The following is a 15,114-nucleotide window of genomic DNA, read 5'->3' on the forward strand; positions in this document are numbered from 1 at the left end:
GCCTACACGATGGGTCCCCAAATCCCGCAGGGGACCGTCGACTTGGGGAACGGTCGGTGGAGACAAGTTCACCTGGTTGCCGCACTAGGCCTTACGAGGTCAGCCGACCGTCCACTTCTGGTTGGCGGCGCCCGAGCAGGTCCAGATCTGGAGCGGCGTGCCGTTGGCGGAGTTGTTGCCGGTGACGTCCAGGCACTTGTTGGCCTGTGGGTTGACGATGTCGTTCGCCGAGCTGACGGCCCACTGCTGGGCGGCGGAGCCGTTGCAGTCGTAGAGCTGGACCTTGGTGCCGTCGGCGGTGCCGCCACTGGCCACGTCCAGGCACTTGCCGAGGGCGCGGATCGTGCCGTCGGAGCCCACGGTCCACTGCTGGGCCGCCGAGCCGTTGCAGTCGTAGAGCTGGACGGCGGTCCCGTTGGCGGAGTTCGCCCCGTTGACGTCCACGCACTTGCCGGCCAGGCCCTTGATCGCCACGCCCGCCGCCGTGTCGCTCGTGGTCACCGACACCGAGTCCACCACGAGCTGGGCCGGGAAGGCCGTGGCGCTGTTCGGGTCGCCCGGCCAGTCGCCGCCGACCGCCAGGTTGAGGATCAGGAAGAACGGCTTGTTGAACACCCAGGTGTTGCCGCCCACGTCGGCGGGCGTGCGGGTCTCGTAGACGACACCGTCCACCGACCACTTGATCGAGTTGGGCGCCCAGTCGACGGCGAAGGTGTGGAAGGCGTCCGCGAAGGCCGCGCCGTTCGCCAGCGTGTAGGCGGCGCCGATCCCGTTGGCGCCGGAATAGCCGGGGCCGTGGATGGTGCCGTGGACCGTGGAGGGCTCGAAGCCGACGTTCTCCATGACGTCGATCTCGCCCGATCCGGGCCAGCCGGCCGTACCGATGTCGGTGCCGAGCATCCAGAACGCGGGCCACATGCCCTGCCCGCGCGGGATCTTCATCCGGGCCTCGACGTGCCCGTACTGCGCGCTGAACTTCCCGGAGGTGTTCATCCGGGCCGAGGTGTACTGGCAAGTGCCGTACCAGCACTGGTAGTTGGCGGGGTTCTCCTTCTTGGCCGTGATCACCAGGTGGCCCTGGCCGTCCAGGGCCGCGTTGTTGGTGCCCGATGTGTAGTACTCACGCTCGTGGTTGTTGACGTTGTCGCCGGTCTCCTGCGTCCACTTCGAGGAGTTGACGGCACTGCCGGCCGCCCCGTCGAAGGTGTCGGAGAACGTGACGGCGTCGGCCTGTGCTGCCGAGGAGGAGTCGGCCCGCGCCGGACCGATCGCGGCGGACGCGACCAGTGCGGCGGACAGAGCGGCGAAAAGACATCTGCGGAGCATGCGTGGGGAGGCCACGGCATTCCCTTCTGTACGGCGGCCGTGGGGACCGACACGCCGACCGGGGTGGGGGGTGAAAGCGTCGCCTCTTGATTTAAGAAGTGAGATAAGGGGAGCGTCAATACCTTGGTACGGACCAGTAGTTGAAGTCAGGGAGCGGTCTTCGACGCTTTGGCCGCCTTGGATGTCTTTGTCGTCCTGGCCGCCTCCACAGGCTTCCGCGCGTGCAGCGTCCGGCCGAGCCGGCGCCCGAGCAGGACCCAACCGATCAGCGCGCCCGAGGTGTTGAGGATGACGTCGTCGATGTCGAAGGCCCGCCCGGTGATCAGCGCGCCCTGCGCGAACTCCACGAGGAGCATCACGGTCGCCGTCAGCAGCAGCACCTTCAGGATGCCGCGCGCCCGGGGCGCGAACACGGGTATCAGCACCCCGAACGGGATGCCGAGGACCACGTTTCCGCCGATCTGCTTGACGGCGTCCCGCAGGGCGGGCTGATCGACATAGGCCTTCAGGGAGCGGCCCGGATGCAGGTTGGTGTGCACGAGCGCCTTGGACGCGGGCGACGGTTCCAGGGTGAGCTTGGCCAGTACGACAGCGAACCCCACCATGAAGACGAACCCGAGCAGCATCGCCAACAGGCGTACGGCAAGGGGTAGTTTATGGCGCCCGCGGTCGGGCCGGCTCGGCGTCGACGCGGGCTCCGTCTTCTTGGTTGTGCGCAGGCGCGGGACAGTACGGGCCATGCCGTGCTCCTCCAGTGTGGTCAATGGTCCAGCAGCGTCCGGTCAGGCGCTGTAGGTGATCTTCACGTCGGTGAAGCCGAGCGAGCCGAGGAGTCCCTTGAGCATGTTGGTGGTGTTCGTCTCGGCGCGCGTGGTCAGGCCGCTGGTCTTCGCCGCCTCCCCGATGTGCTTGGAGGCGAGCTTCTGCACGGCCTGCTCGCTGTTGGGGTTGTCGGAGAAGATGTCGCCCAGGCGGTCCAGCAGGCCGCGCTGCTTGGAGACCGTGTAGGAGTGGTCCGGGTCGAGCGCGGGCTTGCCGAGAGTCGCGTGTGGCAGCTTGATGCTTGCCGATGTGCGGTCGTCGTTGACCGTCACGTCCTGCTTGCCGAGCTTGCCCAGGTCGACATAGCCCTCCACGGTGCCCGCTCCGACGTACAGCGTGCGGGTGCCGCGGATCGCGTCGGGCAGGTACTTGGCGTCCTTCTCCAGATCCACGACGACCTGGAAGTTGCCGGAGGCCGCGTCGTAACGGCTCATGTCCTGAATGGACTTGAGCAGGGCCGGGCCGGAACGGTCGTGGGTCTCGGTGCCGAAGATGTCGCGCAGGCCCGGGAGCACGGCCAGCCTGAGCCCGGCGAACAGCACGGCGATCACGACGACGACGGCGGTGAGCACCTTCGCCCAGCCCGGCATGCGCCGGTTCACACGGCTGATGGAAGTCGTCATGGGGACGGCCCTCCCTTCCTCGGTATGCGCATGCCCCCCAAATGCCCTGTCAGACCGACCTGTTGGTCGAACGGTCAACCTGACGGGAGCACGGAGGGCGCACAGGGGTGAAAAGTCACGGTTCCGGCCCGCCGGGAGACCCGGATGACCGCAGTCAGCATTTCCCGGCCGCGTCACCCCATGCGTCCCGTGACCGATCCGGAGTCTGGTCCGCTCCGTCCTGTGACACTGGCCGCGGATTCCCCGACCGCACTGGTCAACACCCCTCAGTGGAACCGCAGTTCACGGTCCCCGGACGGACGTGACCACCACATCCCCTCACCGTGCGTGAGCCCGGGCAGGGCCAGTTCCATGTCCCGCACCCGGCGGGCCGGCAGCTCGCCGGTGATCAGCCAGGTGCCGACGCCTCCGGTCGTGCCCGTGAACTCGGCGCGACAGGAGGCGAGGTGTGCGGTCACCGGTGCGAGCGCGCTCAGGGGTACCTCTGTCTCGAACGCGACGTACGGCTCGTACAGCCGCGTCCGCGCCAGCCGCAGCGCCCGGCGCAGCACGATCGGGGTGAGGCCGCGGAAGTCGGCCGCCGTGCTGAGCGGGGCGACGAACCCGGACCGGATGAGGGTGACCCGGTAGTCCGTGACGGGTGCGCCATGCAGCCCGCGGAGCAGAGTCGCGTGGACGGTGTCCTCGACGGCCTGGTGGAACGCGCGGGGGAGGGCGCCGAGTTCGGTCTCGTACGCGAAGACCCCGCCGGAGCCGCGCGCTCCCGGTTCCACGCGCAGCCCGACCGTCGCCCAGTAGCGGGTGCGGTCGTGCCACGGCAGTTCGTCGCAGGCCTCGCCGGTCCCGGCCGGGCGTTCCAGGAAGCGCACCCGGCTCGGCTCGAAGTCGGCCTCGATGCCGAAGTCCTGGACGAGGGTCGCCGCGAGGACCTCCTTCTGGACCTCGCCGTACAGGAGCAGCGCGGTCTCCCCGGATTCGGTCGGCCGCGCGTGCAGCAGCGGGTCCTGGTCGGCCAGCGTCAGCAGGGCCGAGCGCAGGGCCGCCGACTGCTCGCGCCGCCGCGCCCGGACCACCGTCTCCAGGGTCGGCGGCGCGAACTGCGGTGCCCGCTCGGTGAGTTCACCGAGCCGGTCGCCGACCCGGATGTCCTTCGGGCCGGTCAGCGCGCCGATGTTCCCGGCGGTGAGCGGGCCGGACCGGCCGATCACATCGAGCCGCGTGACCCGGCCGGAAACCTCCACGGCCCGGCCGTCCGCCCCGTGCCGGCGGAACGTGAGCCGCTGCTGCGGGGCCACCTCACCGTCGTAGAGCCGCAGATACGCGGTCCGCTCGCGGCCCGGGCCGGGGCGGACCGCGAAGACCGTGCCCCTCGGGGTGCCCGGGCCCGTGGTCGGGGCCGGCGTCAGCCGGGTCAGGTGCTCGACGAGTTCGGGGACGCCCTGGCCGCCGAGGGCCGAGCCGAACAGGAGCGGGTGGACCGAACCGTCGGCGGTGCGGGCGGCGAGGGCCTTGCGCAGGTCGTCCGGGGTGGGGTGCGGGCCGTCGACGACGGCCGCGAGGATGTCCGGGTCGACGTCGGCGAGTGCCTCGGCCAGGTCCGGGTCGCCGGGCGGCCGGGGTCGGACGCGGGCGCCGGGTGTGCCGAGGTCCGTCACGTCCGTCAGCGGGACGATGTGCGGGGTCAGCAGGCGCCGGACGTCGGCGAGGAGGGTGTCGGCGCGGGCCCCGGCCCGGTCGATCTTGTTGACGAAGACGAGCGTGGGCAGCCGTAGCCGCCGCAGGGTCCGCATCAGGACCCGCGTCTGCGCCTGGACGCCCTCCACGGCGGACAGCAGCAGGACCGCGCCGTCGAGCACCTCCAGGGCGCGCTCGACCTCCGCGACGAAGTCCGAGTGGCCGGGGGTGTCGATCAGGTTGATCTGGGTGTCGCCGGACGTGAACGCGGCGACGGCCGAGCGGATGGTGATCCCGCGCTGCCGCTCGATCGCGCCGTCGTCCGTACGGGTGTCACCGGCGTCGACGCTGCCGAGCCGGTCGATGGCGCCGTGGTCGAACAGCAGCCGCTCGGTGAGGCTGGTCTTACCGGCGTCGACGTGGGCCAGGATTCCGATGTTCAGGGTGTGCATGCGTGGTCGAGTCCTCGAGAACCGTCGTCCAGTGGGGAGGCTGGTGGATTCCGAGGAGTCGGCGCATCTGGGGTTCCTGACGTGAGGCGTGGATGGACGCGGTCATCATGACGTGCGCCGTCGGGGCGTCCGCAACCGGTTTTCGGGGTCAGTAGCATGAGGCACGGCCGGGAATGATCATGCGAGGAGCAGATCGTGCGAGACATCGCCGTGTTCAGCGGGAGTGCCCACCCCGAGTTGGCGAAGGAGGTCTGCGCGCATCTCGGTGTACCGCTCAGCCCCACCCGCGTCAGCCGGTTCGCCAACGACTGCCTGGAGGTACAGCTTCAGGCCAACTGCCGGGAACGGGACGTCTTCCTGATCCAGCCGCTGGTCAAGCCGGTCCAGGAGAACCTGGTCGAACTGCTGTTGATGTGCGACGCGGCGCGCGGCGCCTCCGCCGGGCGGATCACCGTCGTCATGCCGCACTACTCCTACGCCCGCTCCGACAAGAAGGACGCCCCGCGCATCTCGATGGGCGGCCGGCTGGTCGCCGACCTGATGGTGGCGGCGGGCGCGAGCCGCGTGCTGGCCATGACCCTGCACTCGCCGCAGGTGCACGGCTTCTTCTCGGTCCCGGTCGACCATCTGCACGCGCTGCGCGAACTCGCCGTCCACTTCCGGCAGTACGACCTCTCCCGCACCACCGTCGTCTCACCGGACCTCGGCAACGCCAAGGAGGCCGCCGCGTTCGCGCGGCTGATCGGCGCCCAGGTGGCGGCCGGTGCCAAGCAGCGGTACGCGGACGACCGGGTCGTCATCAGCTCCGTCATCGGTGACATCGCGGACCGGGACGTCATCGTCCTGGACGACGAGATCGCCAAGGGCAGCACTGTCCTCGAACTCCTCGACCGGCTGCGGGAGTTGGGGCCGCGCTCGATCCGAGTGGCCTGTACCCACGGCCTGTTCGCGGCGGGCGCGCTGAAACGGATCGGGGAGCAGCCCGACGTACTGGAGATCGTCTGCACCAACACGGTGCCGGTGCCCGAGGAGGAGCGCACCGAGAAGCTGCGCATCCTGTCCATCGCCCCGGCGCTCGCCGAGGCCGTCCGCCGCATTCACAACGGCGAGTCCGTCAGCGCCCTGTTCGACGCGCCGCCGAACGAATAGACAGGAAGGGACGGAGCAACGCTCGGCAGCACCGAGGTGATCAGGAGGACTCGCCGTGGCGAAGGCGAAGTTCGAGCGGACGAAACCCCATGTGAACGTCGGCACCATCGGTCACATCGACCACGGCAAGACCACCCTGACGGCGGCCATCACGAAGGTGCTGCACGACCGGTTCCCCGACCTCAACCCCTTCACGCCGTTCGACCAGATCGACAAGGCGCCCGAGGAGCGGCAGCGCGGCATCACGATCTCGATCGCCCATGTCGAGTACCAGACCGAGCACCGGCACTACGCGCACGTCGACTGCCCCGGGCACGCCGACTACATCAAGAACATGATCACCGGCGCCGCTCAGATGGACGGCGCGATCCTGGTCGTCGCGGCCACCGACGGTCCCATGCCCCAGACCAAGGAACACGTACTGCTGGCCCGGCAGGTCGGCGTGCCGTACATCGTCGTCGCCCTCAACAAGACGGACATGGTCGACGACGAGGAGATCCTGGAACTGGTCGAGCTGGAGGTGCGGGAACTGCTCACCGAGTACGAGTTCCCCGGCGACGACCTCCCGGTGGTCAAGGTGTCCGCGCTCAAGGCCCTGGAAGGGGACCCCGAGTGGACCGCCTCGGTGCTCGAACTCCTCGCGGCCGTCGACGAGTTCGTGCCCGAGCCGGTACGGGACGTGGACCGGCCCTTCCTGCTGCCGATCGAGGACGTCTTCACCATCACCGGGCGCGGCACGGTCGTCACCGGCCGGATCGAGCGCGGGGTGCTGAGGGTCAACAACGAGGTGGAGATCATCGGCATCCACCCGCAGAAGACCAGGACGACCGTCACCGGCATCGAGATGTTCCGCAAACTCCTCGACGAGGGCCGGGCCGGCGAGAACGTCGGACTGCTGCTGCGCGGGGTCAAGCGCGAGGACGTGGAGCGCGGCCAGGTCGTCATCAAGCCCGGATCGGTCACCCCGCACGTCGAGTTCGAGGCCCGCGCCTACATCCTGTCCAAGGACGAGGGCGGCCGGCACACGCCCTTCTTCCACAACTACCGCCCGCAGTTCTACTTCCGCACCACGGACGTGACCGGTGTGGTGACCCTGCCGAAGGGCACCGAGATGGTCATGCCGGGCGACAACACGACCATGCATGTCGAGCTGATCCAACCGATCGCGATGGAGGAGGGGCTGAAATTCGCGATCCGCGAGGGCGGCCGGACGGTGGGGGCGGGGCAGGTCACCCGCATCATCAGGTAGGCGTGGTCTCCGCCTCCTCCAGGGCCGCGTCCAGTGTGGGCCGGGGCGGCAGCAGTTGCGCGAGTCCGGTGATCCGGAGGATGCGCAGGGTCAGCGGATGGGTGCAGACGAGGTACAGCCTGCCGCCCCGGTCCAGCACCCGAAGCCGGGCACGGAAGAGCAGGCGGAGGCCCGAGCAGTCGAAGAACTCGACGTGCCGCAGGTCCAGCACGACGCGTGCGCCCTGCCTGCCGGTCACCCGGTCCAGATACGGGATGATCTCCATCGCCGCGGCGATGTCGATCTCGCCGCGTAACTCCAGCACCGTGAACCCCCGTTCCCGGTGAATGTGCAGAAACCGGGTGAGTGGTGCGGGTTCCTGCTGCACGACCACATCCCCTCCAACAGCCCCCGCCCTGCAAGTTACCCTCGATGGAGTGAATTTGAGCATGTTCGATTGACATATGTCTTCGAATCGAGCCAGAGCTTTCTGTGATGTGCGCGGCACGGACCGCCCCGGCGTGCGCCCGGCCTACGACAGGGCGTGCCAGGCCTTGGTCAGTGCCTGGCGGAACTGCTCGCTCTGGTGCGCCGTGAGCTCGCGCACCATCCGCTCCTCCAGCTCCCGCACCGGCTCCGCGCAGTCCGTCAGCAGTTCGCGTCCCTCGCCGGTCAGCAGGATCAGCAGCTCGCGCCGGTTGCGCGGATTGCGCTCCCGGCGGATCAGCCCGCGCCCCTCCAGCGAGCGGACCAGGTCGGCGATGGACTGCGCGGTGACGAAGGAGTCCCGGGCCAGTTGTGCCGCGGACAGGCCGTCGTGTCGCTCCAGGACCGTGAGCGCGGTGTACTGGAGTGCGGTGATGCCGTACGGCTTGACCAGCTCGTCCAGATGTGAGCGGACGACCAGCTCCACCTGCTTGACCATGTACAGCAGGGACGGGGGTGCCTTCGTTGGCTGGGATGTTGCCTGGGTGCCGACCATGGATTCAGCCTAGAGCATTGACAGGAAACCTGTCTGTAATGAGACTGCGGACCAGACGAGCAACCAACAGGAATCCTGTTGGTTGAAATCTTGGCAACGATGCTGAGGAGTGGCGATGACCGCCTTCGAGATCGAACCCGGCCGCCTGTTCGTCGGCGGGCAGTGGCGCGAGGCCGCCGACGGAGCACGCACCGAGGTGGTCGACCCGTCCCGGGGCCGGGTCGTCACCACGGTCGCCGAAGCGGGCCCCGCCGACGTGGACGCGGCCGTCCGCGCCGCCCGTGAGGCCTTCGACAGCGGCCACTGGTCCGGGCTCAGCGGCCGTGAGCGCGGCCGGGTCCTGCACCGCGTCGCCGAACTCATCCGAGAGAACGCCGACGAACTCGCCCGACTGGAGAGCCTCGACGTAGGCAAGCCCATCACCCTGTGCCACGCCGTCGACGTGACCAACGCGGCCAACGACTACGAGCACTACGCCGCCCTCGCGTACTCGCTGGACGGCGCGACCCGCGACACCCCCCTCAACGCGCTCGCCTACACCAAGCGCGAGCCGCTCGGCGTGGTCGCGGCGATCACCCCCTTCAACTTCCCCCTGATCCTTGCCGGTTCGAAGCTCGCGCCCGCCCTCGCGGCAGGCAACACGGTGGTCCACAAGCCCGCCGACGAGACCCCGCTCAGCGCCCTCTACATGGCCGGACTGCTCCAGCGGGCGGGCGTCCCGGACGGTGTCGTCAACGTCGTCACCGGCGCCGGACCGGTCGCGGGCGAGGCCCTGCTGCGGCACCCGGGCGTCGACAAGATCGCCTTCACCGGCTCCACCGCCGTCGGCCGGCACGCCGCCAGTGTCGCCGGTGAGAACCTCACCCCCGTGACCATGGAACTGGGCGGCAACGCGGCCCACATCGTCTTCGAGGACGCCGACCTGGAGAAGGCGGTCGGCGCGGTCATCAAGGGCTTCGTCTTCAACACCGGCCAGTTCTGCATGGGCGGCCCCCGCCTGCTGGTGGCCCGGCCCGTCTACAGCACCCTCCTCGGCATCCTCGCCGACGCCGTCCCCGGCGTCCCGCTCGGCGACCCCCGGCTGCCCGAGACCGTCGTAGGACCGATGGCGGGGGAGAAGCATCTGCGGAAGGTCGAGGAGTACGTCGAACTCGCCCGCAAGGAGGGCGCTCGGATCGTCTGCGGCGGCGAACGGCTCGATCTGGACGGCGGCTACTACTACAAGCCCACCGTCATCGCCGACCTCGCCAACGACTCCCGGGTGATCCAGGAGGAGATCTTCGGCCCGGTCCTCACCGTGCAGCCCTTCGACACCGAGGACGAGGCCGTCGAGCTCGCCAACTCCACGCCGTACGGCCTGGCTTCGGGTGTCCAGACCGGCAACCTCGCCCGCGCCCACCGCATCGCGGACCGGCTCCAGGCGGGCATCGTCTGGGTCAACGACTGGGCGATGCTCGACCCCGCCGTCCCCTTCGGCGGTGTGAAGGACTCCGGCTTCGGCCGCGAGTACGGCCCCGAGGGCCTCGCCGCGTACACCCGGACCAAGTCCGTCGTCGTCTCGCTCGACTGACCGCCACCACCTAGGAGTTCGCACGATGTCCACCACCACGCGCGCGGCCGTCGTCGAGTCGGGCGGCGCACCGTTCACCCTCGCCGACGTCGAACTGGCCGAGCCCGGCCCGCACGAGGCACTCGTCCGGGTCGTCGCAACAGGCCTCTGTCACACCGATCTTGGCGTGGCGAGCGGCGGACTGCCCTTCCCGCTTCCCGGAGTTCTCGGTCACGAGGGCGCCGGTGTCGTCGAGGAGGTCGGCTCCGCCGTCACCGGTGTCGCACCCGGCGACCATGTCGTCCTGTCCTTCACGTCCTGCGGCGACTGCCGCAACTGCCAGGGCGGCCACCCGGCGTACTGTGCGACCTGGCTGCCGCTGAACCTCATCGGGGGTCGCCGCGCCGACGGCAGCAGCACCATCAGCCGGGGCGGAGAGCCGCTCGGCGGGCACTTCTTCGGTCAATCCTCTTTCGCCGAGCGGGCGTTGGTCGACGAGCGCAGCCTGGTGAAGGTCGACCCGGAGGTGCCGCTGGAGTCGATCGCCCCGCTGGGCTGCGGAGTTCAGACGGGAGTGGGCGCCGTCTGGAACGTCCTCAAGCCACGGCTCGGCGACACGGTGGTGGTGCTCGGCGCCGGGGCGGTCGGGCTCTCCGCCGTGATGGCCGCCGCCCTCACCCCCGCCACCCGCATCATCGCCGTCGATAGGATCGCCGAACGCCTGCTGCTGGCAAAGGAGTTGGGTGCCACCCACACCGTCAACGCCGGGGAGGCGGACCTCGGCGAGGCCCTCGCGGTGCTGACCGACGGACAGGGTGCCGACGGCATCGTCGAGACGACCGGCAGTGTCGCCGTCCTCCGCCAGGGCGCCGACGCGCTCGCCGCCCGGGGCACGCTGGTCGTCGTGGGGGCGCCGCCGTTCGGCAGTGAAGTCGCCCTGGACGTCAACGGGTTGCTCCCCGGGAGGCGCATCGAGGGTCTCACCCTCGGTGACAGCGAGACACAGAGCTTCATCCCCGCGCTGGTGCGGCTGGTGAAGGAGGGGCGGCTCCCGCTGCACCGCCTGATCACGACCTATCCCTTCGCGGACATCGACCAGGCGGTGCGGGACATGAGCGCGGGCAAGGCCATCAAGCCCGTGCTCACCTTCTGACCGGGCCGACCGCCTGCGGCTGGGGCAGCCGTTTCCGACCGGCTGGCTGTTTTCGGCCGGGCCGACTGTTTCCGACTGGGCTGCCTGTCTTCGACCGGTTGGCTGTTTCCGAACCGGCCGGCCGTCTTCCACCGGCCGGCCGTCGTCAACCGGCTGACGATGTCCCGCCGGGCCGGCCATGTACGACAGGCCGGCCGGCCCGGCCGTTCTCCGGCTCAGTCGACCGTCAGCACCAGCTTGCCCGCGGTGCGGCCGGTGCCGCCGAGCGCGTGTGCCTCGGCGGCCTCGGCCAGCGGGAACGTCCCGGCGATCGTCGCGCGCAACTTGCCCGCCTCGACGAGGTCCGCGACGGCCTCCATATGGGCGCGGTCGGAGTCGACGAGCATGCGCACCGCCCGTACTCCCAGCCGTTCGGCCTCCTCATAGAAGTCGTCCTTGCCGATCGGCGAGATCGAGACCACGACCCCGCCCGGCCGCAGCACCCGCAGCGAGCGGAGCGAGGTGTCGCCGCCGAGCGTGTCCAGGACGACGTCCACGTCCTTCACGGCCTCGGCGAAGTCCGTCTCCCGGTAGTCGATCGCCTCGTCCACGCCCAGCTCGCGCAGGAAGTCGTGCTTGCCCGCGCTCGCCGTGCCGATCACGTACGCGCCCCGCGCCTTCGCGATCTGCACGGCCACATGCCCGACCCCGCCGGCCGCCGCATGGATCAACACCCGCTGTCCCGACCGCAGTTCGGCCGCCTCGACCAGCGCCTGCCACGCCGTCAGCGAGACCAGGGGCAGCGCGCCCGCCTGGACGTGGTCGATCCCGGCCGGCTTGCGGACGAAGAAACGGGCCGGCGCGGCCACGTACTCGGCGTGCGCACCGTGCCCGAACGGATAGGACAGCATCCCGAAGACCTCGTCGCCGGGCGAGAAGCGGGCGACGCCGATGCCGACCGCCTCGACGACACCCGAGACGTCCCAGCCGAGGACGAAGGGCGGCTCGCCGAGGAAACCGCCGTTGGCCCGGTGCTTCCAGTCGGTGGGGTTGACCCCGGCGGCCCGCACCCGGATCAGGATCTCGTTCGGGCGCGGCGCGGGCCGCTCCACCTCGGCCACTTCCAGGACCTCGGGGCCGCCGAGAACGTGCTGAGTGATGACGCGCATGGTGTTCACAGTGCTCATGGTCGTCCAGCCTGCCGGGAGCCGCACGGCAAGAAAATGGCATGATGGCCAACCTTCGATAGGATCGTGCCATGCAGCATGTGGAACGGGTCGTGGTCCTGGCGCTCGACGGCGTCTACCCCTTCGAACTGGGCATCCCCAGCCGGATCTTCGGCGCAGCCGGTGGCCGCTACGAGGTTTTGACCTGCACCGTCGACGGCCGCCCGGTGCGCACCAACGCCGACTTCTCGATCGCGGTGGACCACGGACCCGAGATCCTCGAAACGGCGGACACGGTCGTGGTGGCCTCCATGGCGACCACGCACATCCCGACCGGGCTCCCCGCCGAGATCGCCGACGCCCTCGCCCGGATCCGCCCGGACGCCCGGATCGTCTCGATCTGCACGGCCGCCTTCGTGCTCGCCGCCGCCGGCCTCCTCGACGGCCGCCGCGCCACCACCCACTGGCATGTCGCCGACCGCCTCCGCGCCGAGTACCCGAAGGTCGAGGTCGACCCGGACGTGCTCTTCGTCCACGACGGCCGGATCCTCACCTCCGCCGGAGCGGCCTCCGGCGTCGACGTCTGCCTGCACATCGTGCGCACGGACCACGGCAGCGAACTGGCCAACTTCGTGGCCCGCTGCTGCGTCGTCCCCCCGTTCCGTGACGGCGGCCAGGCCCAGTACATCCAGCGGCCGGTGCCCGAGTCCGGTGCCACGAGCACGGCCGCCACCCGCGAATGGGCCCTCACCCGCCTCGACGAACCCCTCGCGCTGACCGACCTCGCCCGTCACGCGGGCATGAGCCTGCGCACCTTCGCCCGCCGCTTCCACGACGAAGTGGGGCTCAGCCCCGGCCGCTGGCTGATCCAGCAGCGGGTCGTCCGCGCCCGCGATCTGCTGGAGGCCAGCGACCTCTCGGTCGACCAGATCGCGGGCCGCGTCGGCTTCGCGACCGGCGCGTCCCTGCGCCAGCACCTGCACGCGGCGATCGGGGTGTCCCCGCAGGCATACCGGCGTACCTTCCAGGAAACCCGCTGACCCCGAACGTTCCGGGCCACCCGCACGTCGTAGGAACAACACGCGAGGGGGATGGGTCATGCGCAGAGGGCTCGCGGCGGTTGCCGCGCTGGTGGCCGCGACGGCGGCGGGATGTGGCACCGAGGACGGGGCGGACGTCGTGGTCGCGGGCACCCCGCCCGCCACGCCCTACGCCGGACCGCTGTACGTACGGGCCACCGGCTCCGACGAGTGGGGCGCCGCGGGCCGGGCGCTGGAGTGCGACGGCGAGATGTACCCGGGCGACGGCGCCGAGGCGTGGAGCAAGGGCGACGGCGGCAAGACCCCCGAGGGCGGCCTGCGGGCGTACTTCGACATCGAGCAGCCGGACGTGCCGCACACCGGCTACCGCGTCGAGCGCGAAGAGAGCGGGCGCGTCCTGTTCTCGTACGACGTCGACGGCCGTACGAAGGTCGCCGTCGTCGTCGCCAAGGACCAGAAGAACAGGCCGGGTTGGGGCCCGGAGAGCAGCGCCTCCTGCGACCCGGCCGAACTCCCGGCGGGCTTCGCCGAGGCGCACGGATACGAGATCTGGACCGACCGGGACGGGCATCGCGTGCCGACCACACGGGTGAGCAGCTCGGTCGGCGCCGCCCACTGCGACTGGCAGAAGGCGCACTTCCTGCAGACCGGCAAGGACGAGAAGGCCAGGCTGTACGCCCGCGATCCGGACGGGGTGCTGCCGTCCGGCATGCTCACCGCCCCCTACGATGGCGACGTCCCGATGCCCGCGACCGCCCGCGACACCGGATACCGGTACCGCCACTGGCAGTTGTGGCTCACGGCCGACGCGTCGAAGGCCTACGTCCGCACACCCGACGGCGTGGAGGCCTGGCCGCTGGTGAAGACCGGCGTGGCCTGTCAGTGAGCCGGTGTCACCGGCTCATGTGCAGGGCGACCAGCAACTGCCATACCTGGTCGGCGATTTCCTCCGCCGTGCCCTCCAACAGCCCGTGCAGCCAGTCGGCCAGGACCCCGCCGAAGGTCCCGGCGACCGCCGAGGCGACGAGCGGGGCGTCCGCCGCACCCGCGAGTTCACGCTCACGCAGGCTGTAGGCGCGCAGGTCCCGGTGCAGGACCCGGCCGAGCGGACCGCCGCCGCCCGGGCTCAACAGAGCGCGGTACAGGGCCGCGTGGGGGAGCAGCCCGGCGAAGAACTCCGGCAGCGCGGGCGGCGCGTGCACCGGATCGGGCCGGCCGCGCCAGGCGTGCAGCGCCTCCACCGCCTCCCGTACGACATCGGCGCAGGCGTCGACCGCAAGCGCTTCCAGGCCGTCGTAGTGGACGTAGAACGTGGCCCGGCCGACCCCGGCCCGGCGCACCAGCGCGGCGACGCCGACCTCCTCCAAGGGGTGCTCGGCGCACTCGTCGAGGAGAGCCTGGCGCAGCCGTGCCCGGGTGCGGGCGGCCCGCCGGTCCTCGGGCTCGGCGCGGCTCACCGGGCGATCAGGACGGCGGCCAGGGCCAGCGCGCCGGGCAGCGCCTGCGCGAACAGGATGCGCCGGTTCGCCGTCACCGCGCCGTACACACCGGCGACCAGGACACAGCTCAGGAAGAACACCTGGGCGCGGAAGCCGGTCGGGTCGGCGGCGATCAGGCCCCAGATGAGACCCGCGGCGAGGAAGCCGTTGTACAGGCCCTGGTTGGCGGCCATGGGCGCGGTGGCTCTCGCCATCTCGGGGTCGAATCCGTGCAGCCCCCGCCCGGGCTTCTTCTGCCACAGGAACATCTCCAGCACCAGGATGTACAGATGCAGCGCGGCCACCAGCCCCACCAGCACGTTCGCGAGCGTTTCCATGATCAGCAGACTCCTCGTCGTCTTGGACAGGTGTCCACTATAGCTGGACACATGTCCATGTTCAGACTTTCCGGAGAGTGACGGAACCCTCACTTCCGCAGGGCCGTGAGGTTGATCTTTTACGGTTCAAACCCGATAAGCTCCCCTGCGGCGCA

15 protein-coding genes are annotated in these 15,114 nt (G+C 70.3%); 6 read left to right on the forward strand and 9 right to left on the reverse strand.

Translation table 11 applies throughout. The features are described from left to right. Positions 1 to 99: 99 nt before the first annotated feature. From ABZT04_RS30350 to otr(A), 4 genes are all read right to left on the reverse strand, one after another. Positions 100 to 1,341, reverse strand: coding sequence for a family 16 glycosylhydrolase (locus ABZT04_RS30350; RefSeq protein WP_356060173.1), 1,242 nt, complete (start codon positions 1,339 to 1,341; stop codon positions 100 to 102). A 131-nt stretch (positions 1,342 to 1,472) separates the two neighbouring features. Continuing rightward, entirely contained in the window at positions 1,473 to 2,066 is a 594-nt protein-coding gene (locus tag ABZT04_RS30355) for a VanZ family protein (RefSeq protein WP_356060174.1), read from the reverse strand. A gap of 42 nt (positions 2,067 to 2,108) precedes the next feature. After that, a complete protein-coding gene (locus ABZT04_RS30360) occupies positions 2,109 to 2,771 on the reverse strand; it encodes a DUF4230 domain-containing protein (RefSeq protein WP_356060175.1) in 663 nt (220 codons plus the stop codon). Between the two features lie 266 nt (positions 2,772 to 3,037). Continuing rightward, complete coding sequence (gene otr(A), locus ABZT04_RS30365) at positions 3,038 to 4,897, reverse strand: tetracycline resistance ribosomal protection protein Otr(A) (RefSeq protein ID WP_356060176.1); 1,860 nt, start codon at positions 4,895 to 4,897, stop codon at positions 3,038 to 3,040. Positions 4,898 to 5,092: 195 nt separating this feature from the next. On the opposite strand from otr(A), the gene ABZT04_RS30370 reads away from it, so the two are divergent. Then, positions 5,093 to 6,046: a ribose-phosphate diphosphokinase gene (locus tag ABZT04_RS30370; protein WP_356060177.1), complete on the forward strand. Its 954-nt coding sequence runs from the start codon at positions 5,093 to 5,095 to the stop codon at positions 6,044 to 6,046. 55 nt (positions 6,047 to 6,101) lie between these two features. Next, positions 6,102 to 7,295, forward strand: coding sequence for an elongation factor Tu (gene tuf, locus ABZT04_RS30375; RefSeq protein WP_356060178.1), 1,194 nt, complete (start codon positions 6,102 to 6,104; stop codon positions 7,293 to 7,295). On the opposite strand, the gene ABZT04_RS30380 is transcribed toward tuf, so the two are convergent. After that, positions 7,288 to 7,725, reverse strand: a complete 438-nt coding sequence (locus tag ABZT04_RS30380; RefSeq protein WP_356060179.1) for an anti-sigma factor antagonist — start codon at positions 7,723 to 7,725, stop codon at positions 7,288 to 7,290. The genes tuf and ABZT04_RS30380 overlap by 8 nt on opposite strands. An 81-nt stretch (positions 7,726 to 7,806) precedes the next feature. Continuing rightward, entirely contained in the window at positions 7,807 to 8,256 is a 450-nt protein-coding gene (locus tag ABZT04_RS30385) for a MarR family transcriptional regulator (RefSeq protein ID WP_356060180.1), read from the reverse strand. 115 nt (positions 8,257 to 8,371) lie between these two features. Between ABZT04_RS30385 and ABZT04_RS30390 the strand changes: the two genes are divergently transcribed. Both ABZT04_RS30390 and ABZT04_RS30395 read left to right on the forward strand, forming a co-directional pair. After that, the gene (locus ABZT04_RS30390) at positions 8,372 to 9,826 is read left to right on the forward strand and encodes an aldehyde dehydrogenase family protein (RefSeq protein ID WP_356060181.1); all 1,455 of its coding nucleotides are present in this window, start codon (positions 8,372 to 8,374) and stop codon (positions 9,824 to 9,826) included. A gap of 25 nt (positions 9,827 to 9,851) precedes the next feature. Next, positions 9,852 to 10,958, forward strand: a complete 1,107-nt coding sequence (locus ABZT04_RS30395; RefSeq protein ID WP_356060182.1) for an NAD(P)-dependent alcohol dehydrogenase — start codon at positions 9,852 to 9,854, stop codon at positions 10,956 to 10,958. A 215-nt stretch (positions 10,959 to 11,173) separates the two neighbouring features. Here ABZT04_RS30395 and ABZT04_RS30400 read toward each other — a convergent pair whose 3' ends face one another. After that, entirely contained in the window at positions 11,174 to 12,124 is a 951-nt protein-coding gene (locus tag ABZT04_RS30400) for an NADP-dependent oxidoreductase (protein WP_356060183.1), read from the reverse strand. Between the two features lie 71 nt (positions 12,125 to 12,195). On the opposite strand from ABZT04_RS30400, the gene ABZT04_RS30405 reads away from it, so the two are divergent. Further along, positions 12,196 to 13,143, forward strand: a complete 948-nt coding sequence (locus ABZT04_RS30405) for a helix-turn-helix domain-containing protein (RefSeq protein ID WP_356060184.1) — start codon at positions 12,196 to 12,198, stop codon at positions 13,141 to 13,143. Between the two features lie 58 nt (positions 13,144 to 13,201). Beyond that, positions 13,202 to 14,029, forward strand: coding sequence for a hypothetical protein (locus ABZT04_RS30410; protein WP_356060185.1), 828 nt, complete (start codon positions 13,202 to 13,204; stop codon positions 14,027 to 14,029). Positions 14,030 to 14,036: 7 nt separating this feature from the next. On the opposite strand, the gene ABZT04_RS30415 is transcribed toward ABZT04_RS30410, so the two are convergent. Next, positions 14,037 to 14,600, reverse strand: a complete 564-nt coding sequence (locus tag ABZT04_RS30415) for a TetR/AcrR family transcriptional regulator (protein WP_356060186.1) — start codon at positions 14,598 to 14,600, stop codon at positions 14,037 to 14,039. Next, positions 14,597 to 14,959 carry a DUF1304 domain-containing protein gene (locus tag ABZT04_RS30420; RefSeq protein ID WP_356060187.1) on the reverse strand — a complete coding sequence of 121 codons (363 nt, stop codon included), beginning with the start codon at positions 14,957 to 14,959 and terminating at the stop codon, positions 14,597 to 14,599. Before ABZT04_RS30420 ends, ABZT04_RS30415 begins: the two co-directional genes overlap by 4 nt. Between the last annotated feature and the right edge of the window lie 155 nt (positions 14,960 to 15,114).

The sequence above is a fragment of the Streptomyces sp. NPDC005492 genome (assembly GCF_040605995.1).
In the GTDB taxonomy this organism is placed as follows: domain Bacteria; phylum Actinomycetota; class Actinomycetes; order Streptomycetales; family Streptomycetaceae; genus Streptomyces.

Bases quoted from the DNA above. Each gene is read 5' to 3' on its own strand.
- ABZT04_RS30360 (WP_356060175.1), bottom strand. From the start codon at position 2,771: ATGACGACTTCCATCAGCCGTGTGAACCGGCGCATGCCGGGCTGGGCG.
- ABZT04_RS30390 (WP_356060181.1), top strand. From the start codon at position 8,372: ATGACCGCCTTCGAGATCGAACCCGGCCGCCTGTTCGTCGGCGGGCAG.
- ABZT04_RS30420 (WP_356060187.1), bottom strand. From the start codon at position 14,959: ATGGAAACGCTCGCGAACGTGCTGGTGGGGCTGGTGGCCGCGCTGCAT.
- ABZT04_RS30410 (WP_356060185.1), top strand. From the start codon at position 13,202: ATGCGCAGAGGGCTCGCGGCGGTTGCCGCGCTGGTGGCCGCGACGGCG.
- ABZT04_RS30400 (WP_356060183.1), bottom strand. From the start codon at position 12,124: ATGAGCACTGTGAACACCATGCGCGTCATCACTCAGCACGTTCTCGGC.
- ABZT04_RS30405 (WP_356060184.1), top strand. From the start codon at position 12,196: ATGCAGCATGTGGAACGGGTCGTGGTCCTGGCGCTCGACGGCGTCTAC.
- ABZT04_RS30395 (WP_356060182.1), top strand. From the start codon at position 9,852: ATGTCCACCACCACGCGCGCGGCCGTCGTCGAGTCGGGCGGCGCACCG.
- ABZT04_RS30380 (WP_356060179.1), bottom strand. From the start codon at position 7,725: ATGCTCAAATTCACTCCATCGAGGGTAACTTGCAGGGCGGGGGCTGTT.
- ABZT04_RS30355 (WP_356060174.1), bottom strand. From the start codon at position 2,066: ATGGCCCGTACTGTCCCGCGCCTGCGCACAACCAAGAAGACGGAGCCC.
- ABZT04_RS30385 (WP_356060180.1), bottom strand. From the start codon at position 8,256: ATGGTCGGCACCCAGGCAACATCCCAGCCAACGAAGGCACCCCCGTCC.